Genomic DNA, 22,612 nt, shown 5'->3' with positions numbered 1-22,612 from the left:
GGATCACGCAAGAAGGCGGCGGACTTTGCGGAGTGCGGCGACGAAGGCATCGACCTCGTCGTGCGTGTTGTAGAACGCGAAGGACGCGCGGCAGGTCGCCGGTACGCCGAAGTGATGCATCAGCGGATGCGCGCAGTGATGGCCCGAGCGTACCGCGACACCTTCGAGATCGAGCAGCGTGGCGAGGTCGTGCGCGTGCGCGCCCTCGACGAGGAAGCTGATCACCGCGGCTTTCTCTCGCGCCTGGCCGAAGATGCGCAGGCCTTCGACGGCCGACAGCGCTTCCGTCGCGTGGGCGAGCAGTTCCTTCTCGCGCGCTTCGATCGCGGCCATTCCGATCGTCGACAGATAGTCGACCGCAGCACCCAACCCGACGAAACCTGCGATGTTCGGCGTGCCCGCTTCGAAGCGATGCGGCGGATCGTTGTAGACGGTGCCTTCGAACCGAACTTCGCGGATCATCTCGCCGCCACCGAGGAACGGCGGCATGGCCTGCAGGTGTTCGCGCTTCGCCCACAGCGCCCCGGTGCCGGTGGGGCCGACCATCTTGTGGCCGGTGATCGCGTAGAAGTCGCAACCGATCGAGGCGATGTCCAGCGTGCGATGTGGTGCGGCCTGCGAACCGTCGACCACGGTGACGATGCCGCGGCGATGCGCTTCGCGGCAGATCTCACGCACCGGGTTCACCGTGCCGAGCACGTTGGAGACGTGCGTCAGGCCGAGCAGTTTCACTTCGGGCGTGAGCAGCGCATACAGCGCATCGAGGTCGAGTTCGCCGCGTTCGTCGATCTCCGCCACCTTGATCACCGCGCCGGTGCGCTGCGCGATGATCTGCCACGGCACGATATTGGCGTGGTGCTCCATGCGCGTCAGCACGATCGCGTCGCGGGGCTTCAGCCGCGGCAGCGCCCAGCTGTAGGCGACGAGGTTGATCGCGAACGTCGTGCCACTGCAAAGCACGAGGTCGTCCGGCCGCACGTTGAGGAAACCGGCGAGGCGGCGACGCGCGCCTTCATAGGCATCAGTCGCTTCCGAGCCGAGCGCATGCACGGCGCGGCTGACGTTCGCGTTATGGCGGCGATAGAACGTGTCGACTGCGTCGATGACGTGCGCCGGCTTCTGCGACGTGTTGGCGGAATCGAGATAGATGAGCGGCTTGCCGTGGACTTCGCGCTGCAGCAGCGGGAAGTCGTCGCGGACGCGCGTCCAGTCGACGGTGAGCGGGGCGACGGTCGCGTTCATGGCGACTCGATTCGCGCGAGCGCGGCATCGAGGCGCACAGCCAGCAGGTCACGCGTCGGGCCGTCATTCAGCACGGCGAGCGTCTCGCGGCAGAACGCCGCGGTCAGCAGTGCGCGTGCTTCAGCGACGGGAATGCCGCGCGAACGCAGGTAGAACAGCGACGTCGGATCGAGCTGGCCGACGGTCGCACCATGCGCGGCCTGCACTTCGTCGGCATGGATGACGAGCACGGGCTGCGAGTCGATCTCGGCGGCGTCCGACAGCAGCAGGTTCTTGTTCGACAACGACGCCTGTGTGCCATCCGCGCCTTCGCGGATGAGGATGCCGCCATGAAACGCGGCGCGCGAGCGACCGGCCGCGAGCCCCCGCCACGTCAGCTCGCAACGGCTGTCGCGACCCACATGGTCGAGCCCGAGGCGCGTATCGAGATGGCGACGGCCGCCGCCCAGCAGCACGCCATTCGCGTCCGCGCAGGCACGTTCGCCCTGCAGCGCGATGTTGAGTTCGTGACGCGACAGGCCGGCGCCGAGTTCCAGATCGAGGCGGCGATAGCTCGCATCGCGCGCGAGCACGGCGTCGGTACGCGCGAACAGCTGCGCGCTTTCGCTCTCGTCCTGCAGGCGCGCGTGCACGAGTTGCGCGTTGGGCTTCAGGTGCGCGTGTGCGACGGATGTGGCGAGGTTCGAGTGTGGCGCGGCAGCGATCGCGTGTTCGACGACTTCGAGCTTCGCGCCTTCGCGCAGGTCGAACAGGTGACGCAGATGCGATGCGACATCGGCACCGATCGCTGCACCGATCGACACGACATGCAGTGGTCGCGCGACATGCACACCCGGCTCAACGCGAACGACGGCACCATCGATCGCAAGCGCCGCATTGAGGCGCGCGAACGGTTCATCCGCGCGGTCGAAACGTCGACCGAGGATGTTGCATTCGCGCGCATCACCGCGCCCGAGGACCGCTGATAGCGGCTCGACGCTGACGCCGTCGCCCAGCGACGCAATGTCGCTCAGCTCGGCCGCGAATCGACCATTGACGAACACGATGCGTGGCGACGGAATTGCGGCGACCCACGCGGTGTCGAACACCAGCGGCTCGTTGGCGGCCGCGAATGTACGGCGCTCAAGCGGACGCAGGCTGGTGTACTTCCACGCTTCGGTTCGCGGGCCGGGAAGGCCGTCGCGACGCAGCGCATCGAGTGCGTCGCGGCGTGCATCACCGAGGCCGCCAGCTTCGCGCAGCGGCAAGGTGTCGAACGCGGCGGTCAGGGAGTCGAGCAGGGGGCTCATGTTAGGCAGCGGCCTCGGGCGTGATGCGGTCCTTCACCCACGAGTAGCCGTGCTGCTCCAGTTCGAGCGCCAGTTCCGGCCCGCCGGTCTCGACGATGCGGCCGTCGGCGAGCACATGCACGACGTCGGGGCGGATGTAGTCGAGCAGGCGCTGGTAATGAGTGATCACGAGGAAGGCGCGATCCGGCGAACGCTGTGCGTTGACGCCGTCCGCAACGGCCTTCAGCGCGTCGATGTCGAGCCCGGAGTCGGTTTCGTCGAGGATTGCGAGCTTGGGCTCCAGCAGCGCGAGCTGGAAAATCTCGTTGCGCTTCTTCTCGCCACCGGAGAACCCTTCGTTGACGCCGCGATGGAGCAGCTCGTCTTTCAGGTGCAGCACGGCGAGCTTCTCGCGCACGCGCTTGAGGAACTGCATGGAGTCGAGCTCGTCTTCGCCGCGCGCCTTGCGCTGTGCATTGAGCGCGGCGCGCAGGAAATACGTATTGTTCACGCCAGGAATTTCGACGGGATACTGGAACGCGAGGAACACGCCGGCAGCGGCGCGCTCCTCGGGCTCGAGTGCGAGCAGATCACGGCCGTCGAACTCGATCGTGCCGTCGACCACCTCGTAGCCTTCGCGACCGGCGAGCACGTTGCCGAGCGTCGACTTGCCGGCGCCGTTCGGACCCATGATCGCGTGGACCTGGCCGGCCGCGACGTCGAGCGTCAGGCCCTTGAGGATGTCCTTGCCGGCGACGCGGACGTGGAGGTTTTCGATCTTCAGCATCGTTTCGTTTCGCTTCTCAGTGATCTGCGTAGTCGTCCATGGCGCGACGTTCGTCGCTTCGGGTTGCCCCGGCCCGGGCGTCCTGCCCAAGCGTGCGTGACGCAGCGAATGCCTTTCCGGCAGTCGCTAAGCGCGGGCTCTCACCCGACCGAACCTTCAAGGCTCACTTCGAGCAGCTTCTTCGCCTCGACGGCGAACTCCATTGGCAGTTCCTTGAACACCGACTTGCAGAAGCCGTCGACGATCATCGACACCGCGTCTTCCTCGGAAATACCGCGCGACCGGCAATAGAACATCTGGTCGTCGCTGATCTTCGAGGTCGTCGCTTCGTGCTCGACCTTCGCGCCCGGATGCCGAACCTCGATGTACGGAAACGTATGCGCGCCACACTTCTTGCCGATCAGCAGCGAGTCGCACTGCGTGTAGTTGCGTGCGTCGTCCGCCGTGCGTTCGACGCGCACCAGCCCGCGATACGTATTCTGTCCGCGACCCGCGCTGATGCCCTTGCTGATGATCTTGCTCTTGGTGCGCTTGCCGACGTGGATCATCTTGGTGCCGGTGTCGGCCTGCTGGCGGTGATGCGTGAGCGCGACCGAATAGAACTCGCCGACGGAATCGTCGCCGAGCAGCACGCAGCTCGGATATTTCCAGGTGATCGCGGAGCCGGTTTCGACCTGCGTCCAGCTGATCTTCGACTTCGCGCCGCGGCATTCGCCGCGCTTGGTCACGAAGTTGTAGATGCCGCCGACGCCGTTCTCGTCGCCCGGATACCAGTTCTGCACCGTGCTGTACTTGATCTCGGCACCTTCGAGCGCAACCAGTTCGACGACGGCCGCATGCAGCTGGTTCTCGTCGCGCATCGGCGCGGTGCAGCCTTCGAGATAGCTCACGTAAGCGCCGTCTTCGCAGACGATCAGCGTGCGCTCGAACTGGCCGGTCTCGCTGGCATTGATGCGGAAGTAGGTCGACAGCTCCATCGGGCAACGCACGCCCTTCGGAATGAAGACGAAGCTGCCGTCGGAGAACACGGCGGAGTTGAGCGCTGCGAAATAGTTGTCGCCCACCGGCACGACGCTGCCGAGGTACTGGCGCACGAGCTCCGGATACTCGCGGATCGCTTCCGACATCGAGCAGAAGATCACGCCCTTCTCGGCGAGTTCCTTACGGAACGTCGTACCGACCGACACCGAGTCGAACACAGCATCGACCGCGACACCCGCCAGCTTCGCGCGCTCATGCAGCGGCACGCCGAGCTTGTCGTAGGTGTCGAGAAGCTCCTGCGGCACTTCATCCAGCGACTTGTACTTCGGGCCCTTCGGCGCGGAGTAGTAGCTCAGCGCCTGGAAATCGATGGGCGCGATGTCCAGCTTCGCCCAGTGCGGCTCGGTCATCGTCAGCCAGTGGCGGTACGCGGACAGGCGCCACTCGGTCATCCACTCCGGCTCGTCCTTCTTGGCCGAAATGGCGCGAACGATGTCCTCGCTCAGGCCGGCCGGGAACGTGTCCGACTCGATGTCGGTGACGAAGCCGGCTTCGTAGCGTCGACCGAGCTGCTGGTGGATCTCGGCGTTGGCGATGTGTTCGTTCATGCGTTGCCTCAGGCGCTCGCCAGCCGCACGGCGATGCGGCGCGTGGCGCGTGGATCGGGTTCCGGATCGAGCAGGTCCTGCAGCGTCACCGCGCGCAGCGACTGCGTGATCACATCGTTGATTCGACGCCAGCCTCGGCGCGTACCGCAGGACGATTCGATGCCGCAGTGCCCTTCGTGCACGCTGCATTCGGTCACCGACAGCGGGCCTTCCATCGCCTCGATCACCTCGATGAGCGCGACGTCGCGAGCCGGGCGGGCGAGGCGATAGCCGCCATGCGCGCCGCGGAAGCCTTCGACCAGCGCGGCCTGCGCGAGCGGCTTGAGCACCTTGCTGACCGTGGTCGCTTCCAAGCCCGCGCGGTCCGCGATCTCGGTCGCGCTCAGCACCTCGCCACGGGCGGCGGCGAGGACCGTGAGCACGACGGTCGCGTAGTCGGTGAGCTTGGTGACCCGGAGCATGCGCGGGAGCCTCGTCCAGGCGGTTTCGAATCGGGACCGGAATTGTACGATTTGACGCCGGCCCGCGCCAATGCAGGCGTCCGGCCGGTTCACCCGCAACGTGATGTGGTGACCGCGACGCTCGGGCACGGCAGAATGCGGCATCCCTTCATCCGGTCCACCGCATGCCCAGCAAGGTCGTCGCCCGCCGCTCCGCCATCCACGGAACGGGCGTGTTCGCCATCGCGCCGATCGCCAAGGGCGAACGGATCATCGAATACCGCGGCCAGCGCCGCACGCACGACGACGTCGATAACAGCGACGACGGTTCGGCGGACTCCGGCCACACCTTCCTGTTCACGCTCAACGACGAGTACGTGATCGACGGTGCGCGCCGCGGCAACGTGGCGCGCTGGATCAACCACAGCTGCTCGCCGAACTGCGATTCGATCATCGAGGAAGCCGACGGCGACGACCGCACCAAGGACCGCGTGTTCATCGAAGCCAAGAAGGCGATCAAGGCGGGCGAGGAGCTGACGTACAACTACGGCATTACGCTCGGCGAGGCGCACACGCCGCGCATGAAGAAGATCTGGGCCTGCCTCTGCGGCTCGAAGAACTGCACCGGCACGATGCTGCAGCCCAAGCGCAAGCCGAAGGTGGAAGCGAAGCCGAAGGCCAAGCCGTCGCCGAAGGGCCGCTCGAAGGCGGCGTCGAAGCAGGGCACGCGTGGCACCACGAGCCGAAGCGGCCGCGGCACCGGTGCCCGCAAGCGCGCCTAACGCACGGGCCTGTCGTATCAGGCCATCCGCGCTCCATGACCTATGACATTCGGCCGCCTCCGGGCGGCCGACTAGTCTGCGGGCACCTCGGGCCCGCCGCGCCGCCACGGGATCTCCGTATGTCCGCTTTGCCTCGCGCCACGCTCGCGCTCGCTGTCCTTGCTTCGCTGCCGTCCATCGCGCTTGCCGCGGATGCGGTGAAGGTCGACGGCCACATCGATCCGGCCGAGTGGGCCGACGCGCGCCACATCACCGACTTCCGCCAGACGCAGCCTCTCTCGCGCGAGCCCGCATCGCTGCCGACTGAAGCCTGGTTCAAGGCGACGCCAGAAGGCCTCGCGATCGCGTTCCACAACACCCAGCCCGCTAACGTGCCGCGTCGTCGCGACCGAGCACAGCGTGACAAGGGTGGGCCGTTCGATCGCGTGAACCTGTACGTCGATTTCGATGGCGACGGTCGCGCGGGCTACAACTTCACGATTCTTCTGTCGGACAGCATCATCGATGCGGTGATCACCAGCGAAAACCAGTTCAGCACCGACTGGGACGGCAACTGGAAGCACGCCGTCAGCGAGGACGCGGAAGGCTGGTCGGCCGAGATGCTGATCCCGTGGTACACCGCACCGATGCGCGATGCGCAGGGCGACACGCGCAAGCTCGGCATCGTGCTCGACCGTGTGATCGGCTCCACCGGCGAACGCGTGACGTGGCCCGCGGTGAGCTTCACCGAGCCGCGCTTCCTGTCGGTGTTCGAGAAGGTCGACGTGCCGAAGTACAGCGAGTCGTTGCTCGCGATCACCCCGTACGTGGTCGGCGTGTACGACAACGTCGCGCACAAGGCGGATTTCGACACAGGCGCGGACGTCTTCTGGAAACCCAGCGGCAAGTTCCAGCTGTCGGCCACGCTGAATCCGGATTTTGGACAAGTCGAAAGCGATCAGCTCGTCGTCAATTTCAGCGCGATCGAAACCTTCTTCAGCGACAAGCGACCGTTCTTCACCGAGAACCAGAGCTTCTTCGACGTCCCGTTCGGTTCGCTCAATACCTCGAACCGGCTGCTGTACACGCGTCGCGTCGGCGGCACGCGCGACGACGGCCTCGGCGCTGGCGACGTGACTGCGGCGGTCAAGGTCAACGGCAGCGTGGCGGGCTTCAACTACGGCGTGTTCGCGGCGACAGAGGCGGATGAGGTCGGTCGTGACTTCTACGCGGTGCGCGCAACGAAAGACCTGCAGACGCAGGGCTTCGGCGCGATGGTCACGCGCGTCGACCGCCCTTACCTCGATCGCACCGCCAACGTCGGCGAGTTCGACCATCGCTGGACGCCGTCGGATTCGCTGTCGGTGCGCACGACCGTCGTGGGCTCGGACATCGACCAGGCCGGGCAGTCGATCCGCGACACCGGCGCGCAGATGAAGTTCGACCAGGACCTCGGCGCGGGCTGGCGCCAGCAGCTCTACCTGCTGCATCTCGGCGATCACCTGCAGCTCAACGACTTCGGTTACCTCGAGCGCAACAATTTCAACTACGGGCGCTACGAGATATCGCGGCGCTTCACCGATATCCCGAAGGAGTCGAACTACGCCAGCCATCTGTGGCGCGGTGCGGTGTCGCATCGGGCCAACGATCACGGCGTCAAGATCGCCGACGCCTGGTCGTTCGCGCGCAGCAGCGACATGCGCGACGGCGGCAACGAGTACTTCGAAGTCGCCGGTTACACGCCGGGCTACGACGATCTGGTGACGCGCGGCCACGGCATCGTGCGCATGCCTTCGAAGCTTTACGGGTTTTACGAGCGCGGCATTCCGCGTCGCGGGCCGTGGGGTTTTTACTGGAACGCGAACTACTACGGTCAGAGCATCGGCGGTTGGGACCACGGGTCGATGTCGGTCGATGTCGAGCCGACGTACTACCTGAGCGACAACGCGAACATCGGACTCGCGATGCAGCTCAGCCACGATCCCGGCATGCTGCTATGGCGTCCCGACGCGACGGGTGTGCCCTCGCTGTCGACGTACCGCGTCGATCAGATATTCCTGTCGGCCGGCGTCACGTGGCTCGTCGACAACCGCCAGGAATTGCGCGTTCGACTCGAGGCGATCGGCCTGGATGCACGCGCGCCGCAGACCTACGAACTCGCCAGCGACGGCACGCCGTTGCGAGTTACGACCCGGCACCAGCCGTTCGGCCTCAGCAACCTCGGTTTCCAGGTGCGCTATCGCTACGAGCTCGCGCCGCTGTCGAACCTGTACATCGCCTACGTACGCGGTGGCAGCCTGTTCGACGAGCCGACCATGGGCGACGTCGACGCCGCAGGACGTCTGCAGGATGCGTTGGACCTGCGCGACAGCGAGCAGTTGCTGGTGAAGCTCGCCTACCGCTTCGACATCTGATCGACGATGTCGCGCCACGCGGCGGGCGTGATGATCAACAGGCCGTGATCGCGCGACATGCGCCTCGCCATGCGCAGGAGTTCGGCATCTCGCGTCAGCAGCGCATCGGCATGCGCGGCTACGGCGATTTCCAGAAACATCTGGTCGTCGGGGTCGCGGCACTTCGGCAGCGCGAGCGACGGCGTGTCGATGCGCGTGGCCAGGCGGCGTGCCGTAGACATGTGCTGCTGCGCATCGCCTTCGTCGAGACGAACTGCGTCGTAGCGAAGCACGCGGTCGAGTTCCGCGAATGCGCGGTCATCCGCGACCACACGTAATCGTCCGCAGCTAACGCCATCCGCCAAGCCGGACAGCGCGGGGTCACGGAACACGAGCAGGTCGAGCCATGCGTTCGTGTCGAGCACGAACGTCGGCGTTTTCGGCATCGTGTCGATCAGGGTGCCGCGTCGTGCACGTTTGCGGCGAGGATCCGCCACGGGCCGCCCTGCGTGCGCTGCAGCGTGTAGGTGACCTGCACGTGGCGATCGCTGCCGTCGTCCGCTTTGCCGCGCACGTCGACCGGCACCGTGACGTGTCCGCCGGCATCCGCCGCCGGCGCGCCGACACCGACGTTGAACGTCGTGCCGCGTGCGAGCTGCAGCACCGCAGAATCATTCGGTGTGGTCGACCACAGGCCTTGTGCGCGCGCGGGCGCATTGGCTCCCAGCGCGGCCATGTACTGGTTGATGACGGCTGCGGCCGCGTTCGCGTCGACGCTGCTGACCGGCGCTGGCGCTGGCGCTGGCGCGGGCGACGGCGCGGTCGAGTCGGGAGCAGGCGTCGCTACCGGTGGCGTGCTGGTGTCGGTGGCTGCAGTGGCGTCGACCGGTGCAGGAAGCGCGTCGGTGTCGGTCACCGCATCCGCGGGGGCAGCGGGCGGACTTGCTGCCGCGGAAGCAGCTGCGGCCACGGCCTCCGCGCTCGGCGGCGGAGGTGGTTGCGTTGGCATTCCCGTGACCGCGCTGCCAGGTGAGGCTTCCGGCGTCGGAAGCGTGCCCGACGGAGTGTCGTCGTCCGTGGCCGCCGGGACCGTCGTGCCATTGCTCGATGCGGCATCGTGCCCGCACGCCGCCAGCGTCACGGAAAGAAGCAATGCGCATGCGATGCGCATCGTCGGGCGATCACTCGCCGAGTTGGACCACCACCTGCCCATCTTGGATCTTCGTCCCTTCGACGCGGCGCGCACCAAGGCGGCCGATCAGCGAATCGTCGAACTGGTAGACGGGTTCCTTCTGCGCCCAGTCCGACAGCCAGTCGTTGAGCGCGCCGCGCAGCGTGTCGCCCATGCGACCACCGAGCGAGGCGACATCGACGCTCTCGATGCGCGGCTCGAACAGATGCAGGCCGCGCGTCGCCGGATCGTAGCGCAGCGAACTCGTCAGCGTGAACGAACCGTTGGGCGTGCGGCTTGAATGACCCAGCGCGCCCGCCGCGACGTCGAAATCGACACGCAGGCGGCGATCGCCCGGCGGAATCGACAGCCGTGGATTCATCAGCGTCAGCGTGACCAGCCCCCCGAGCTTGTCGTAGTCGCGCGGGAATTTACGCACCAGCTTCTGCTGGATCTCCTGCTGCGAGAACTTCAGCGTCTCCGAACCGATCAGCGCGCCCACCGTCGAGCACGCCGTGGTCAGGAACAGCGCGGCGGACGCAGCGAAGGCGAGGGCGGGAAGGGCACGGCGCATCGGCGGACTCCACGGAGGACCGATGAACCTTCCGACGTGGTGGGTGAACGCCGGGTCGGTGTCAGTCGAGGCGCGCATGCACCTCGGCGGCGGCGATCTGCCAGGGCGCGGCGTCGGACGCGCGCTCGACCGTGTAATCGCCTTCGAACACATGCAGCACGCCGTCAGCGCCGGACAGCCGCAGTCGGACGGGCACCCGGATGCGATGCAAGGTCACGCCGTCGAGCGGCACGGGCTCGAGCGTGCGGATCTGTGTCTCGCGTGCAGGCAGCACGCTGCGCAGCCCGCCTTCGTCGTTGCGCCCGGGGTGTCGTCCCGCGCGCCAGGCGGCGTCGGCGTCGGCGACCCTGTCCTGCGCCAGCGACTGCAGATAGCCATGCACCACGTTGCCCGCGGCGATGAGCTGCTCGATATCGACGGCTGCGCTGCTTGGCCCTTGCACCGCGAGAGGCGTGCCAGACTGCGAACGCCTTGACGGCTCGAGCGACGCCGACGACACGCCATGCGCGGGCTCCACGCGAGTCGATCGTCCGCAGGCGCGGATGGCGATCAGGGCCGCGACCACCGCTATCGGAACCAGCCACCAACGCTTCATCGGAAACCTCCTCAAGGCCGGCGTCCATCATGCGGACTTTCACATCCCCATGGCGCGCGACGCCCTATCCGGAAGCGTCCGACCCGGAACCGCCGCCATGCGCCAGTCAATCGCCGTCCTCGCCCTCTCCACTCTTTTCTCGATCGTCCCGCTGGCTGCATTCGCGCAGCCTGCGCACCTGCAGGGGCGTTTCGCACCCGTGCGTGCGCCGGAAGCGGACGTCCGCCCGCCGAGCGGCGAAGCGCGCGCCACGATCGACGACAACAACAACGTGCGCGTCGACATGGTCGTCTCCGGGCTCACCGAGCGCGCGACGTCGGTGACGTTGCACACCGGCACGTCAGGCGAAAGCACGGGGCAGGTCGCGCGGCTGGATGTCACGGCGGACGGCGACGAGGCACGCATCATCGGCGGCACGGCGTCGGTGACGCCCGCAATCGCGCAGCAGATTCGCGACGGTGCGGGCTACCTCGTGTTGCGCACGAACGAGCATCCTGATGGCTTCATGCGCGCCGAGTTGTCGGTGCAGCCACGGACGTTGGGCTCGGCCACCAGCGGGCCCTGATGTCGACGCCGCGTAAACGCGCGCTGAGCGGTTAACGCTCGGCCCGCCCAGTTCAGGATGCGTTGAGAGCCCCGACCCGAGGATGCGACTGCGCCATCCCGGCGTGGGAGCTCCTTGATGAAGCACGTCACCGCCACCGTCCTCGCGCTTGCCTTGACCGCCACCGCGGGCGCGGCGTCGGCGCAGCAGTACTCCTCTTATCCGTCGTCGTATCCGTCGAGCGTTCCCGCGTCCCAGGGCGGCTACTACGACTACGCCCGGGTCATCCGCACGAACCCGATCTACGACTCGCGCGGCAGCTACGCGGCGAGCACCGGCGGCCAGCGCTGCACTGAAAGCCGCACCTACGCCGACGGCTATGGCAATGATCCGTACAACGGCGGCTACGATCGCAACGGCGACGGCTATGCGGACGGCGGCTACAACGATGCGTACAACGGCCAGTACACCGATCGCTACGGCCGTCCGGTTCGCCAGCCCACGCAGGGCGGCAGCACCGCTGCGACGGTGATCGGTGGCATCGTCGGTGCGGTGGTCGGCAGCCAGGTCGGCGGCGGCAGCGCGCGTTATGCGACCTCCGCGATCGGCTCGATGGTCGGCGGCATGGCCGGCAAGCAGATCTACGACAACTCGCATCGCGTGCAGCAACCGCCGCGCGTTGGCCGCGTGGTGACCTGCGACCCGATGCAGGCGGGTGCGTACGAAAGCGGTCGCAACGTGCAGGGTTACGACGTCACGTACGAATACGGCGGACGTCAGTACACGACGCGCACCGCGTACGACCCGGGCAGCCGCATCCGCGTCCGCGTCGACGTGCGCCCCGAGTAATCGTTGGACGTCGTGATGTATCGAAGGGCCGGCTAATTGCCGGCCCTTTTCGTTGCGGTGCGCTCAGTCTTCCTCGATCTTCGGCCGGTAGCTCTCCGCGAGCTTCTGCTGCACGTTCGACGGCACCGGCTCGTAGTGGCTGAAGTCCATCGAGTAACGCCCGCGGCCCGCGGTGATCGACTTCAACTCCGCCGCGAAACCTTCGAGTTCCGAAAGCGGCACCTGTGCCTTGACGATCACTTCCCCGCGCGTGCTATCGGTGCCGAGGATCCGCGCACGCTTGCCGGCGAGATTGCCGCTGACGTCGCCCATGTTCGCTTCCGGCGCCACGACCTCCAGGTCGACGATCGGTTCCAGCACCTGCGGCCGCGCCTTGAGCACCGCGTCGACGAACGCGCGCTTGCCCGCGGTGACGAACGCGACTTCCTTGCTGTCGACCGCGTGGTGCTTGCCGTCGTACACGACGACGCGCACGTCCTGCAGCGGATAGCCGGCGAGCGCTCCGGCCGCCAATGCCTGACGCACGCCTTTTTCGACCGCCGGTATGAATTGGCCCGGGATCGTGCCGCCTTTCACCTCGTCCGCGAACTCGAAGCCACGGCCGCGATCGAGCGGCTCGATGCGCAGGAAGACTTCGCCGAACTGGCCCGCGCCGCCGGTCTGCTTCTTGTGGCGATGATGACCTTCGGCTTTCGCCGACACGGTTTCGCGATACGCGATGCGCGGCGGCCGCGATGCCACCTCGACGCCGTAGCGCTCCTTCAAACGATCGATGTTCACCCGAAGGTGCAGGTCCGAAAGACCGCGCACGATGGTCTCGTTCGTTTCCGCCGTGTGCTCGACCTGGAAGCAGGGATCTTCCTCGGCAAGTTTGTGCAGCGCGGTCGCGAGCTTCTGTTCGTGGCCTTTGCTCGATGCCTCGACGGCGAGGCCGAACATCGGCTTCGGAAACGCCAGCGGCGCGAGGTGGATCTGGTCCTCATCGTGGCTGTCGTGCAGCACGGCGTCGAAATGCAGTTCTTCGACCTTCGCGACCGCCGCGATGTCGCCCGGAATCGCCTGGTCGACTTCGATGTGTTCCTTGCCGCGCAGCTTGAACAGGTGGCCGACGCGGAACGGTTTCTTGCCGTCGTCGACGAACAGCTGCGTGTCCTTCTTCACCGTGCCCTGGTAGACGCGGAACACGCCGAGCTTGCCGACGAATGGATCGTTGACGATCTTGAAGACGTCGGCGATGACGTGCGCACTCGCGTCGGGCTGCGCTTCGATCGCCTGCGCGTCGTCGCCGCTGCCTTTGACGAATGCCGGCGGATTCGCTTCACCCGGATGCGGGAACAACCGTTCAGCGACGTCGAGCAGTTCACGCACGCCGACGCCGCTGCGCGCCGAGCAGAACACCACCGGCACGAGGTGGCCGTCGCGCAGGCATTGCTCGAACGCATCGTGCAGTTCGTCGCCCGAGAGCCCGTCCTCCCCGAGATCGAGGTAATGCTCCATCACCGTCTCGTTGATCTCGACCACCTGGTCGATGATCTTCTGGTGCCAGTCGGCGACCGGCCCGAGATCGCTTTCGCCGGTCGATGCGCCGAAGCAATCGACGACCGACGTTCCGCCGTTCGCAGGCAGGTTCAGCGGCAGGCATTCATTGCCGAAGGTTTCGCGCAGCGCGTCGAGCACTGCGCCGCAGTCGCTGCCGTGGTCGATCTTGTTGACCACGATCGCGCGGCAAAGCCCGCGTGTTTTCGCGTACTCCATCATGCGACGGGCGCCGTATTCGACGCCCGCATCGCATGCCACCACGATCGCGACGGTTTCGACCGCCGCGAGCGCGGAAAGGGCGGGTCCGCGGAAGTCGGGGTACCCCGGCGTGTCGATGAGATTGACGTGGATCCCAGCGTGGTCGGTGCTTGCGATGCCGACGTCGAGCGAATGGCCGCGCTGTTTTTCGACCGGGTCGAAGTCCGACACGGTGCTGCCGCGCTCGATGCTGCCTGCCGCCTGGATCGCGCCGCCGGCATGCAGCAGGGCTTCGAAAAGCGTGGTCTTGCCGGCGCCGGGGTGGCCTGCGAGGGCCACGTTGCGGATCTGTTCTGTGCTGTAAGCCATGACCGGAAGCTCCTGTGGGGGGAGGGGAGCGGCCGTCCGGGCGAGGGCGTCGATGTCGGCGTCATGCCCGGCCGCAACGCGGGCCGCGGGGCGGTCCGGCGATGCGCCGTCATGGCTGTCCGCGCAGCACGCCACAGCGATGCTGGGCGGGCCGTCATGGCGGGGCTGGGTCCACGATAGCGCGACGATCCCGGGCCGTCGCGTTGCGCTGCAACAGCACGCGCTACGGCCGCTCACGACGACTTAGCGCGAGCCACGTACCGTGCGCGTTCCCTGTTCAGGAGTCGAACCGATGGCCATCACCCGTCACGCTAACGCTCGCTGGGAAGGCGATCTCAAGTCCGGCATCGGCCGCTTGAACACGCCGCAGAGTGGCGTCTTCAGCGACACCCGCTACGGCTTCAACACGCGCTTCGGCGACGAGAAGGGCGCGAATCCGGAAGAACTCATCGCGGCCGCGCACGCCGGCTGCTTCGCGATGGCGCTGTCGGCCAAGCTGACCGAAGCGGGTCATCCGCCGAGCTTCATCGACGCGCGAGCGGACGTTGAACTGTCGATGGACGGCGGGCCGCACATCTCGCAGATCAAGCTCACCGTACGTGGCGAGGCGCCGGGCCTGTCGCCCGACGAGTTCCGTCGTAACGCCGAGGACGCGAAGGCGAACTGCCCGATCTCGAAGGCGCTGGCGTCCGTACCGATCTCGCTGGACGTGCAGTCCTGACGCATGCCGCAGGCGCGCCCGATGCTGGTGGCGATCGACCATCTCGCATGGCTGGTGGAATGCGCTGCGCTGACCTACACGGGTGAGCTGAAGACGGAGCTGGCGCGCATGTGCGATGCGATCCGCGCGGGCGATGACGGGTACAACGCGCCTGCCGTGCGTGCGTCGCTGCCCGAACTCGATGCCGCGCTCGAGGCCTACCGCGCCAGCGACTATCTCGATGGCGCGAGTCGGCTGTCGCGCATCAGCCGCGCGTGGTGGGAAGCGTTGTGGATCGGGGAGCGCGCCGCGCCGCGCTGAGCCTCACCAGTCGATCTTGCCGGTCACCACGGTGCGCACATGCCCGCCGGACCAGACGTCGCCTGCGTCGTCCACGTGCAACTGCAGCCGCGCGTCGAAACCGACCTCGCGGCCCTGGCTCACGACGTAGCGACCGTCGCGTCCGGGCAGGCGATCGTTCTGCGCGAGCCACGCGGCGAGCGTCGCGTTCGCTGCACCCGACGCGGCATCTTCGAACTGCGCGGTCGCACCGACGAAGGCGCGCACGACGAGGTCGTAGTCCGCGCCGTTGTGGGAACGCGCGAACGCGCAGACGCCCATGCTTTCGGTGCGCGTGGCGAGTTGCGAGATCGCGCCCCATGCGGGCTCGAGCTTGCGCAACGCGGCTTCGCTTTCGAGTTCGACCAGCCACCAGCGTCGACCGCCATCCATCAGCGCCGGCGGCAATGCGCCCAGACGCATGCCCGCGATCGCGCGGACGATGCGTGCATCGTTCGCCTGCACTTGCTCGACAAGCCGCGCACGCGGTGTACGCACCGCGATCGTGCGCGCTGCACCTTCGCCGTCCACACGCAACGGCAGCAATCCCGCAATGCCTTCCTGCACGAGCAGGCCATCGCGCGGCGTCGCGAGTCCCGAATCCAGCACCACACTTGCGGTACCGACGCTCGGATGTCCTGCGAACGGCACCTCGCGTCGCGGGCTGAAGATGCGGATGCGATAGCTCGCCTCGGGCGACGTCGGCGGGAAGACGAACGTCGTTTCCGGCAGGCGCGTCCAGCGCGCGATGGCCTGCATGGTGTCGTCGTCGAGCCCGTCCGCATCGGGAATGACCGCGAGCGGATTACCGGCGCCTGGGCGATCGGCGAACACGTCGAGCTGCACGTAGTGTTTTTTCATGGCGCCCGGAATACCGCTCACCACGTGACGGTGCCGCGCACCACGGCCTGCACGCGACCGCCGATCCAGACTTCGCCGTCGTAGTCCACCTGTACGTCGACGCGACCATCGCGGCCGACTTCGCGGCCCTGGCTGGCGACGTAGCGGCCGCCGCGTGCGATGCGTCCGGCTTCGGAAAGTGCTTCGCCTATCGCCGCGTTCGCGCTGCCGGTGACCGGATCTTCGGGAATGCCGTCGGCCGGGCAGAACGCACGAACGACGACGTCGTAGTCCGAACCTGCGTTCGCCTTCGCGAAGACGGCGAGGCCGACCGCGGCGTCCGCCGTGAGCACGGTGATTGCGGCGAGGTCGGGAACGAGACCGCGCACGGCGGATTCGTCACGAAGCTCGACCAGCCACCAGCTCGGCCCGTTGTTCCAGAGCGCCGCCGGCAGCGTGCCGCGTTCGACACCATGCAGCGCGGCGGTGAGGCGAGCCTCCGAATTCGCCGGCGCCGCAACCCGTCGCGCCTTGGGCGCACGCACGCGGATCGCACGATCCGCCGACACCTCGACCGGCAGCCGACCCGCCGCGCAGTCCTGCACCAGCGACGTCGCGCCGGGCGCCACAAGTTCGCTTTCGACCGCCGCCCAAGCCGCACCAACGCTCGGATGCCCTGCGAACGGCAACTCCTGCCGCGGCGTGAAAATGCGGACCCGATAGTCCGCACCATCCCCGGGCGGAAGCAGGAAGATCGTCTCGGACAGATTGGTCCAGTTGGCGAATGCCTGCATCGCGGCGGTATCGAGGCCCTCGGCATCGATCACGACGGCGAGGGGATTGCCCGCGCCCGGGCGGTCGGCGAAGACATCGAGCTGGAGGAAGCGGCGCTGCGTCATGGTTTTCGACGGCGGACGTGGGGACCGCATTGTGGCGGGCCGCGCGGCGCCCGTCATCGCATAAAATCGCGCGTTCTCATGAGTACGCGTCATTCGCCCCGGACGGCGGTGCGTGCTCCCATCCTCGCCCCGCGGCCTGTGCCGCACGGCTCCTCCAGGAAACCTCGTGACCGCTTCGACGCGCTGGGTCGTACTCAAGTTCGGTGGCACATCCGTGTCGCGCCGGACCCGTTGGGACACCATCGGACGACTCGCGGCCAAACGTGCGCAGGACGAGAACGCACGCGTGCTGGTGGTGGTGTCCGCGCTGTCGGGCGTCACCAACGAGTTGCAGGCGATCGCGAATGCGGGCGCCGGCGAGGCGACGGATGCGAAGGTCGCCGCGCTGGTCACGCGTCATCGCGAGTTCTGCGCGGAACTCGGGCTGGATGCGGACGCCGTGCTCGGCGAGCGTCTCGCTGCGTTGCAGGCACTCGCGGTGGACGCACGCGCAAGCGAACGCCGGCTCGACTGGCAGGCCGAAGTGCTGGGGCAGGGCGAACTGCTGTCGTCGACGCTCGGCGTCGCGTACCTGAAGTCGCAGGGTCTTGATATCGGCTGGTGCGATGCGCGTGAATGGCTCAACGGTGTCGCGTTGCCGAACCAGAGTGATTGGGCCGGTCGACTGTCGGTGAATTGCCATCACCGCACCGATCGCGACCTTGCCGATCGTTTCACCACGCAGCCGACGTCCATCGTGCTGACGCAGGGCTTCATCGCGCGTCACGCCGACGGCGGCACCGCGATCCTCGGTCGTGGGGGTTCCGACACATCCGCCGCCTACTTCGGTGCGCTGCTCGGCGCCGCTCGCGTCGAAATCTGGACCGACGTGCCCGGCATGTTCAGCGCGAACCCGCGTGAAGTGCCTGATGCGCGCCTGCTTGCCCGCCTTGACTACGCGGAAGCGCAGGAAATCGCGACCACCGGCGCGAAGGTGCTGCACCCGCGCTCGATCGGCCCGTGCCGCGACGCCAACGTGCCGATGGCGATCCTCGACACCGAGCGCCCCGATCTGCCGGGCACGCGCATCGACGCGACCGCCGCGACGGTGCCGGGTGTCAAGGCGATCAGCCGACGCAACGGCATCGTGCTGGTGTCGATGGAATCGGTCGGCATGTGGCAGCAGGTCGGCTTCCTGGCCGACGTGTTCGAGCGCTTCAAGAAGCACGGTCTGTCGATCGACCTGATCGGTTCGTCCGAAACCAACGTCACCGTGTCGCTCGATCCCAGCGAGAACCTCGTCACCACCAACGTGCTGAGCGCGTTGAGCGAAGACCTCGCCGAGGTCTGCCGCGTCAAGGTGATCGCGCCGTGCGCGGCGATCACGCTGGTCGGCCGCGGCATGCGCTCGCTGCTGCACAAGCTGTCGGATGTATGGGCGACGTTCGGCCGCGAGCGCGTGCATCTCATTTCGCAGTCGTCGAACGATCTCAACCTGACGTTCGTCGTAGACGAAGCCGACGCCGAGGGCCTGCTGCCGACGCTGCATGCCGAACTCGTGCGCGGCGGCGCGATGCCGGTGCTGGACGAGAGCGTGTTCGGTCCAGCGTGGCGCGATGTGGTGCACGGTCGACCGCAACGCGCGACGCCGTGGTGGATCACGCGTCGCGATGCACTGCTCGCACGCGCCGACGGCGAGACGCCGCGCTACGTCTACCACCTGCCGACCGTGCGCGAACGTGCGCGTTCGTTGCTCGACGGTGGGCCGGTCGACTGCGGCTTCTACGCGCTGAAGGCGAATGCGCACCCCGAAATCCTGCGCGCGCTCGAAGCGGTGGGCTTCGGCTTCGAATGCGTATCGATGGCCGAGGTCGACCACGTACGTGCGACGCTGCCGGCGGTCGATCCATCGCGCATCCTGTTCACGCCCAGCTTCGCGCCACGTCGCGAATACGAAGCGGCGTTCGCCACCGGCATCAACGTCACGCTCGACAACGTCGAGATGCTGCAGCGCTGGCCAGAGGTGGTGCGCGGTCGCAATGCATGGCTGCGACTCGACCTCGGCCACGGCGATGGACATCACGAAAAGGTGCGTACTGGCGGCGCGGAAGCGAAGTTCGGACTGCCGATCGCGCGCTTCGATGCGTTCATGAGCGAGGCGCGCAAGCTCGGCCTTCGCGTCACCGGGCTTCATGCGCACCTCGGCAGCGGCATCGACGATCCGGCGCATTGGCGCGAGGTCTACGGCACGCTCGCCGCGCTGGCGGATTCGAGCGAGACGGTCGACACCATCGACATTGGCGGTGGCTTCCCCGTTCCGTACACGCCGGATGCGCGGCCGTTCGATCTCGACACATGGCGCCAGGGCGTGCGCGACATCAAGGCTGCGTATCCGCGTTATCGCCTCGCGATCGAGCCGGGCCGCTTCCTCGTCGCCGAAGCCGGCGCACTGCTGCTGCACGTGACGCAGGTGATCGAGAAGGACGGCATCCGCCGCATCGGTCTCGACGCCGGCATGAACGCGCTGGCACGCCCCGCGATGTACGACGCCTACCACGGCATCCACAACCTTACGCGCATCGACGATACGTCGCTCGACACGTTCGACGTCGTGGGCCCGATCTGCGAAAGCGGCGACGTGCTCGGCCGCGGTCGACGCATGCCGGCCGCGACGGGCGAGGGCGACGTCGTGCTGATCGCCGACGCCGGCGCCTACGGCATGGCGATGGCGAACACCTACAACCTGCGGCCGCTGCCGGCCGAGGACATTCTCGATGACTGATTGGCGCTTCTCGCGCGACGTGATCCAGGCGTTCCGCTTTGTCCGCTGCGACTTCGACGCGTCGACGGGCGTGGCGTCGCTGGTGTATGCCTTCGATGACGGTCCGGAACTCGTCGAAACTGTCACGATTCCGGGCGCGCCGTTCACGCTGGATGCTGCGCGCGGCGACGCCGTGCAGCGCGCGGTGCAACTGCTGCACCTGGTCGCCGGCGTCAGCTACTACAAGGCGTCGGTGCCGAAAGAGATTCGCATCGACAGCTACGACATCGATGCCGCCACCGCCGCGCTGCTGACCGAGGTCTACGAGAATGGACTCGGCGAGTTCGCGTATCGCAACGGGTTAACGCTGCGCGGCACGATCCGTTTTCCCGTGAGTGCAACGTCGTCGGCCAATGCGCCGACACTCGCCCTGCGCGAACACGCGCTGACCGCGATCGGCGGCGGCAAGGACTCGCTCGTCAGCATCGAGTCGCTGCGCATGGCGGGCGTCGCGCAGACGGTGACGTGGATCGGCGGCTCGCAGCTCATCGCCGCGTGCGCCGAGCGCACCGGTCTGCCGACGCTCAACATCGGGCGCCAGCTCGCGCCGCAATTGTTCGAGTACAACCGCACTGGCGCGTGGAACGGGCATATCCCGGTGACTGCGGTGAACTCGGCCATCCTTGCGCTCGCCGCGCTCGTGCTCGGCGTCGACCAGGTTGTGTTCTCCAACGAACGCTCGGCCAGCTACGGTTCGATGATCGAAGGCACGGGCGAGGTGAATCACCAGTGGTCGAAGGGTTGGCAGTTCGAACGCGATTTCGCCGCGCACCTGCGTTCGCACATCGCGGCCGATCTTCGCTACTACTCGCTGCTGCGCCCGCTGAGTGAACTCGCGGTCGCGCGTCAGTTCGCCAGGAGCGATCGCTACGACCAGCATTTCTCCAGCTGCAACCGCAATTTTCACATCCTCGGCGAACGCCCCGCGCAACGCTGGTGTGGCATCTGCCCGAAGTGCCATTTCGTATTCCTCGCGCTGGCGCCGTTCATGAGCAAGCCGCGCCTGGTTGGCATCTTCGGGCGCAACTTGCTGGACGAACCTTCGCAGACCGGCGGCTTCGACGCGCTGCTCGAATACCGCGACCACAAGCCGTTCGAATGCGTGGGCGAAGGGCAGGAATCGCGCGCCGCGATGGCTGCGCTCGCACAGCGTCCAGAATGGCGCGAGGACGCGATCGTCGAACGTTTCGCGCGCGAGATCCTGCCGCAACTCGATGGCGTGCCGGCCGTCGAATCGCTGCTGACCATCGACGGCGAACACGGCATTCGCGACGCGCTCTGGGCCCGCCTGCGTGCGCATTTCGCAGCTTGACGGGCGCCGCGTTGCGCTCTGGGGATGGGGCCGCGAAGGCCGCGCCGCGTATCGCGCAATTCGTTCGCGATTGTCGTCGCTCCCGCTGACGCTGTTCTGTTCCGCGGATGAGGCCATCGATGCTGGGTCGCTGCAGGACGCGAATCTCGCGATAGCGACGCAGGTCGACGGCGCTTCACTCGCCGCGTTCGACATCGTCGTCAAATCACCCGGCATCAGTCCGTATGGCGAGGCTGCTACCGCCGCACGCGAAGCCGGCGCATCACTGATCGGCGGCACGTCACTGTGGTTCGGCGAAAACGCGGGCGACGACGACATCGTCGCGAATACCGTCTGCGTGACCGGCACCAAGGGCAAAAGCACCACGACGTCGCTGCTCGCGCATCTGCTGCGCAGCGCGGGCCGTCGCACCGCGCTCGTCGGCAACATCGGGCTGCCGTTGCTCGAAGTGCTCGACCCCGAGCCGGCACCGGACTTCTGGGCGATCGAGCTGTCGAGTTACCAGACAGGTGACGTCGCGGCGAGCGGCGCACGACCGGAAGTGGCGCTGGTCCTCAACCTGTTCCCCGAACACCTCGACTGGCACGGCTCGCACGAGCGCTACATCGCCGACAAGCTGCGATTGGTGACCGACGCCCGGCCGCGCATCGCGGTGCTCAATGCGGCAGACCCGATCCTTTCGAAGCTGAAGCTTCCGTCCGACATCGACGTCCGCTGGTTCGGCGACGAGCGCGGCTGGCACCTGCGCGACGACATGCTTTATCGCGGCGACGAAGCGGTGATGGACACCCGCGGCCTTCCGCTGCCGGGACGCCACAACCGCGGCAACCTCGCGGCCGTGCTGACGGCGATCGAGGCGCTAGGCATCGATGCGGCGCCGCTCGCGAAAACTGCATTCGATTTCCGCCCGCTGCCGAACCGCCTGCAGACGCTCGGCGAGCGTGACGGCATCACCTACGTCAACGATTCGATCAGCACGACACCGCACGCGACGCTGGCGGCGCTCGAATGCTTCGCGGATCGTGACGTTGCCGTACTGGTCGGCGGTCACGACCGCGGGCTCGACTGGTCGGACTTCGCGGCGTCGATGCGGACACGTGCGCCGAAGGCGATCGTGACGTCGGGGGCGAACGGTCCGCGCATCCATATGTTGCTCGAGCCAATCGCGGAGCAAATTGGTTTCGATCTGCGCGCCGCCAGCGATCTGTCTGATGCGATGGCGCAGGCTCGTCAGGCACTCGAACTGGCGGGTGCGACGTCGCCGGTCATCCTTCTGTCCCCGGGCGCGCCGAGCTTCGGCGTCTGGCGCGACTACGTGGATCGCGGCCGCGATTTCGCACGCAAGGCGGCCTTCGACCCCGACACGATCAGCGCGATTCCGGGGCTCGGGATCGCCTGACGCA

General features: G+C 67.1%; 20 protein-coding genes and 1 pseudogene. 9 read left to right on the top strand and 12 right to left on the bottom strand.

The genetic code is table 11. The features are described from left to right. Window positions 1-3 precede the first annotated feature (3 nt). The 5 genes from ACVWZN_RS07160 to ACVWZN_RS07140 form a co-directional block, all read right to left on the bottom strand. Entirely contained in the window at window positions 4-1,242 is a 1,239-nt protein-coding gene (locus tag ACVWZN_RS07160) for a cysteine desulfurase (RefSeq protein WP_456953209.1), read from the bottom strand. Next, window positions 1,239-2,531, bottom strand: coding sequence for a Fe-S cluster assembly protein SufD (gene sufD / locus ACVWZN_RS07155; RefSeq protein WP_456953208.1), 1,293 nt, complete (start codon window positions 2,529-2,531; stop codon window positions 1,239-1,241). The genes ACVWZN_RS07160 and sufD overlap by 4 nt, the downstream gene beginning before the upstream one ends. Before the next feature lies 1 nt (window position 2,532). Beyond that, window positions 2,533-3,297, bottom strand: a complete 765-nt coding sequence (gene sufC, locus ACVWZN_RS07150; protein ID WP_027083389.1) for a Fe-S cluster assembly ATPase SufC — start codon at window positions 3,295-3,297, stop codon at window positions 2,533-2,535. 140 nt (window positions 3,298-3,437) lie between these two features. Beyond that, window positions 3,438-4,886, bottom strand: a complete 1,449-nt coding sequence (sufB, locus tag ACVWZN_RS07145) for a Fe-S cluster assembly protein SufB (protein WP_027083390.1) — start codon at window positions 4,884-4,886, stop codon at window positions 3,438-3,440. 8 nt (window positions 4,887-4,894) lie between these two features. Next, window positions 4,895-5,347, bottom strand: a complete 453-nt coding sequence (locus tag ACVWZN_RS07140; RefSeq protein ID WP_456953207.1) for an SUF system Fe-S cluster assembly regulator — start codon at window positions 5,345-5,347, stop codon at window positions 4,895-4,897. Between the two features lie 164 nt (window positions 5,348-5,511). Here ACVWZN_RS07140 and ACVWZN_RS07135 point away from each other — a divergent pair. Next, window positions 5,512-5,976: pseudogene (locus tag ACVWZN_RS07135) on the top strand (SET domain-containing protein); the annotation flags it as partial. Between the two features lie 251 nt (window positions 5,977-6,227). Further along, window positions 6,228-8,501 carry a DUF5916 domain-containing protein gene (locus tag ACVWZN_RS07130; RefSeq protein ID WP_456953206.1) on the top strand — a complete coding sequence of 758 codons (2,274 nt, stop codon included), beginning with the start codon at window positions 6,228-6,230 and terminating at the stop codon, window positions 8,499-8,501. Here ACVWZN_RS07130 and ACVWZN_RS07125 read toward each other — a convergent pair. From ACVWZN_RS07125 to ACVWZN_RS07110, 4 genes are all read right to left on the bottom strand, one after another. After that, a complete protein-coding gene (locus tag ACVWZN_RS07125) occupies window positions 8,483-8,926 on the bottom strand; it encodes a putative toxin-antitoxin system toxin component, PIN family (RefSeq protein WP_456953205.1) in 444 nt (147 codons plus the stop codon). The two genes, ACVWZN_RS07130 and ACVWZN_RS07125, sit on opposite strands and share 19 nt — an antisense overlap. Before the next feature lie 8 nt (window positions 8,927-8,934). After that, the gene (locus ACVWZN_RS07120) at window positions 8,935-9,396 is read right to left on the bottom strand and encodes a hypothetical protein (protein WP_456953204.1); all 462 of its coding nucleotides are present in this window, start codon (window positions 9,394-9,396) and stop codon (window positions 8,935-8,937) included. A 265-nt stretch (window positions 9,397-9,661) separates the two neighbouring features. Beyond that, a complete protein-coding gene (locus tag ACVWZN_RS07115; RefSeq protein ID WP_456953203.1) occupies window positions 9,662-10,225 on the bottom strand; it encodes a DUF1439 domain-containing protein in 564 nt (187 codons plus the stop codon). A 61-nt stretch (window positions 10,226-10,286) separates the two neighbouring features. Beyond that, on the bottom strand, window positions 10,287-10,820 hold the full coding sequence (locus ACVWZN_RS07110) for a hypothetical protein (protein WP_456953202.1): 534 nt from the start codon (window positions 10,818-10,820) through the stop codon (window positions 10,287-10,289). A gap of 97 nt (window positions 10,821-10,917) precedes the next feature. Between ACVWZN_RS07110 and ACVWZN_RS07105 the strand changes: the two genes are divergently transcribed. Continuing rightward, on the top strand, window positions 10,918-11,385 hold the full coding sequence (locus ACVWZN_RS07105) for a CHRD domain-containing protein (RefSeq protein WP_456953201.1): 468 nt from the start codon (window positions 10,918-10,920) through the stop codon (window positions 11,383-11,385). Between the two features lie 117 nt (window positions 11,386-11,502). Further along, entirely contained in the window at window positions 11,503-12,213 is a 711-nt protein-coding gene (locus ACVWZN_RS07100; protein WP_456953200.1) for a glycine zipper 2TM domain-containing protein, read from the top strand. Between the two features lie 63 nt (window positions 12,214-12,276). Here ACVWZN_RS07100 and fusA read toward each other — a convergent pair whose 3' ends face one another. Then, window positions 12,277-14,319 (bottom strand): elongation factor G, encoded by a 2,043-nt coding sequence (gene fusA, locus ACVWZN_RS07095; protein WP_456953199.1) that lies wholly within the window; start codon window positions 14,317-14,319, stop codon window positions 12,277-12,279. Window positions 14,320-14,611: 292 nt separating this feature from the next. On the opposite strand from fusA, the gene ACVWZN_RS07090 reads away from it, so the two are divergent. Together ACVWZN_RS07090 and ACVWZN_RS07085 are read left to right on the top strand one after the other, a co-directional pair. Next, window positions 14,612-15,040: an OsmC family protein gene (locus ACVWZN_RS07090; RefSeq protein WP_456953198.1), complete on the top strand. Its 429-nt coding sequence runs from the start codon at window positions 14,612-14,614 to the stop codon at window positions 15,038-15,040. 3 nt (window positions 15,041-15,043) lie between these two features. After that, a complete protein-coding gene (locus tag ACVWZN_RS07085; protein ID WP_456953197.1) occupies window positions 15,044-15,340 on the top strand; it encodes a hypothetical protein in 297 nt (98 codons plus the stop codon). A 3-nt stretch (window positions 15,341-15,343) separates the two neighbouring features. Here the strand turns inward: ACVWZN_RS07085 and ACVWZN_RS07080 are convergent, their stop codons facing one another. Further along, window positions 15,344-16,219 carry a PhzF family phenazine biosynthesis protein gene (locus ACVWZN_RS07080; protein ID WP_456953196.1) on the bottom strand — a complete coding sequence of 292 codons (876 nt, stop codon included), beginning with the start codon at window positions 16,217-16,219 and terminating at the stop codon, window positions 15,344-15,346. A 17-nt stretch (window positions 16,220-16,236) separates the two neighbouring features. Then, complete coding sequence (locus ACVWZN_RS07075; RefSeq protein WP_456953195.1) at window positions 16,237-17,097, bottom strand: PhzF family phenazine biosynthesis protein; 861 nt, start codon at window positions 17,095-17,097, stop codon at window positions 16,237-16,239. A gap of 166 nt (window positions 17,098-17,263) precedes the next feature. Here ACVWZN_RS07075 and ACVWZN_RS07070 point away from each other — a divergent pair, with 166 nt between their 5' ends. Genes ACVWZN_RS07070 through murD form a run of 3 tightly spaced genes read left to right on the top strand, consistent with a single transcriptional unit; the run spans window position 17,264 to window position 22,608 of the window. Then, window positions 17,264-19,858: a bifunctional aspartate kinase/diaminopimelate decarboxylase gene (locus ACVWZN_RS07070; protein WP_456953194.1), complete on the top strand. Its 2,595-nt coding sequence runs from the start codon at window positions 17,264-17,266 to the stop codon at window positions 19,856-19,858. Further along, complete coding sequence (gene murL / locus ACVWZN_RS07065; protein ID WP_456953193.1) at window positions 19,851-21,209, top strand: UDP-N-acetyl-alpha-D-muramoyl-L-alanyl-L-glutamate epimerase; 1,359 nt, start codon at window positions 19,851-19,853, stop codon at window positions 21,207-21,209. The genes ACVWZN_RS07070 and murL overlap by 8 nt, the downstream gene beginning before the upstream one ends. Continuing rightward, entirely contained in the window at window positions 21,190-22,608 is a 1,419-nt protein-coding gene (murD, locus tag ACVWZN_RS07060; RefSeq protein WP_456953192.1) for a UDP-N-acetylmuramoyl-L-alanine--D-glutamate ligase, read from the top strand. Before murL ends, murD begins: the two co-directional genes overlap by 20 nt. Window positions 22,609-22,612: the final 4 nt, after the last annotated feature.

This window comes from Lysobacter sp. HA35, from assembly GCF_054061195.1.
The sequence above is the reverse complement of the archived record's forward strand: the minus strand, read 5'-3'. Positions and strand labels throughout refer to the sequence as shown.

Coding starts and splice junctions, on each gene's coding strand:
- ACVWZN_RS07105 (WP_456953201.1), top strand. CDS start 10,918: ATGCGCCAGTCAATCGCCGTCCTCGCCCTCTCCACTCTTTTCTCGATC.
- sufC (WP_027083389.1), bottom strand. CDS start 3,297: ATGCTGAAGATCGAAAACCTCCACGTCCGCGTCGCCGGCAAGGACATC.
- sufB (WP_027083390.1), bottom strand. CDS start 4,886: ATGAACGAACACATCGCCAACGCCGAGATCCACCAGCAGCTCGGTCGA.
- murL (WP_456953193.1), top strand. CDS start 19,851: ATGACTGATTGGCGCTTCTCGCGCGACGTGATCCAGGCGTTCCGCTTT.
- ACVWZN_RS07140 (WP_456953207.1), bottom strand. CDS start 5,347: ATGCTCCGGGTCACCAAGCTCACCGACTACGCGACCGTCGTGCTCACG.
- ACVWZN_RS07110 (WP_456953202.1), bottom strand. CDS start 10,820: ATGAAGCGTTGGTGGCTGGTTCCGATAGCGGTGGTCGCGGCCCTGATC.
- ACVWZN_RS07085 (WP_456953197.1), top strand. CDS start 15,044: ATGCCGCAGGCGCGCCCGATGCTGGTGGCGATCGACCATCTCGCATGG.
- sufD (WP_456953208.1), bottom strand. CDS start 2,531: ATGAGCCCCCTGCTCGACTCCCTGACCGCCGCGTTCGACACCTTGCCG.
- ACVWZN_RS07125 (WP_456953205.1), bottom strand. CDS start 8,926: ATGCCGAAAACGCCGACGTTCGTGCTCGACACGAACGCATGGCTCGAC.
- ACVWZN_RS07075 (WP_456953195.1), bottom strand. CDS start 17,097: ATGACGCAGCGCCGCTTCCTCCAGCTCGATGTCTTCGCCGACCGCCCG.
- ACVWZN_RS07090 (WP_456953198.1), top strand. CDS start 14,612: ATGGCCATCACCCGTCACGCTAACGCTCGCTGGGAAGGCGATCTCAAG.
- fusA (WP_456953199.1), bottom strand. CDS start 14,319: ATGGCTTACAGCACAGAACAGATCCGCAACGTGGCCCTCGCAGGCCAC.
- ACVWZN_RS07080 (WP_456953196.1), bottom strand. CDS start 16,219: ATGAAAAAACACTACGTGCAGCTCGACGTGTTCGCCGATCGCCCAGGC.
- ACVWZN_RS07130 (WP_456953206.1), top strand. CDS start 6,228: ATGTCCGCTTTGCCTCGCGCCACGCTCGCGCTCGCTGTCCTTGCTTCG.
- ACVWZN_RS07100 (WP_456953200.1), top strand. CDS start 11,503: ATGAAGCACGTCACCGCCACCGTCCTCGCGCTTGCCTTGACCGCCACC.
- ACVWZN_RS07160 (WP_456953209.1), bottom strand. CDS start 1,242: ATGAACGCGACCGTCGCCCCGCTCACCGTCGACTGGACGCGCGTCCGC.
- ACVWZN_RS07115 (WP_456953203.1), bottom strand. CDS start 10,225: ATGCGCCGTGCCCTTCCCGCCCTCGCCTTCGCTGCGTCCGCCGCGCTG.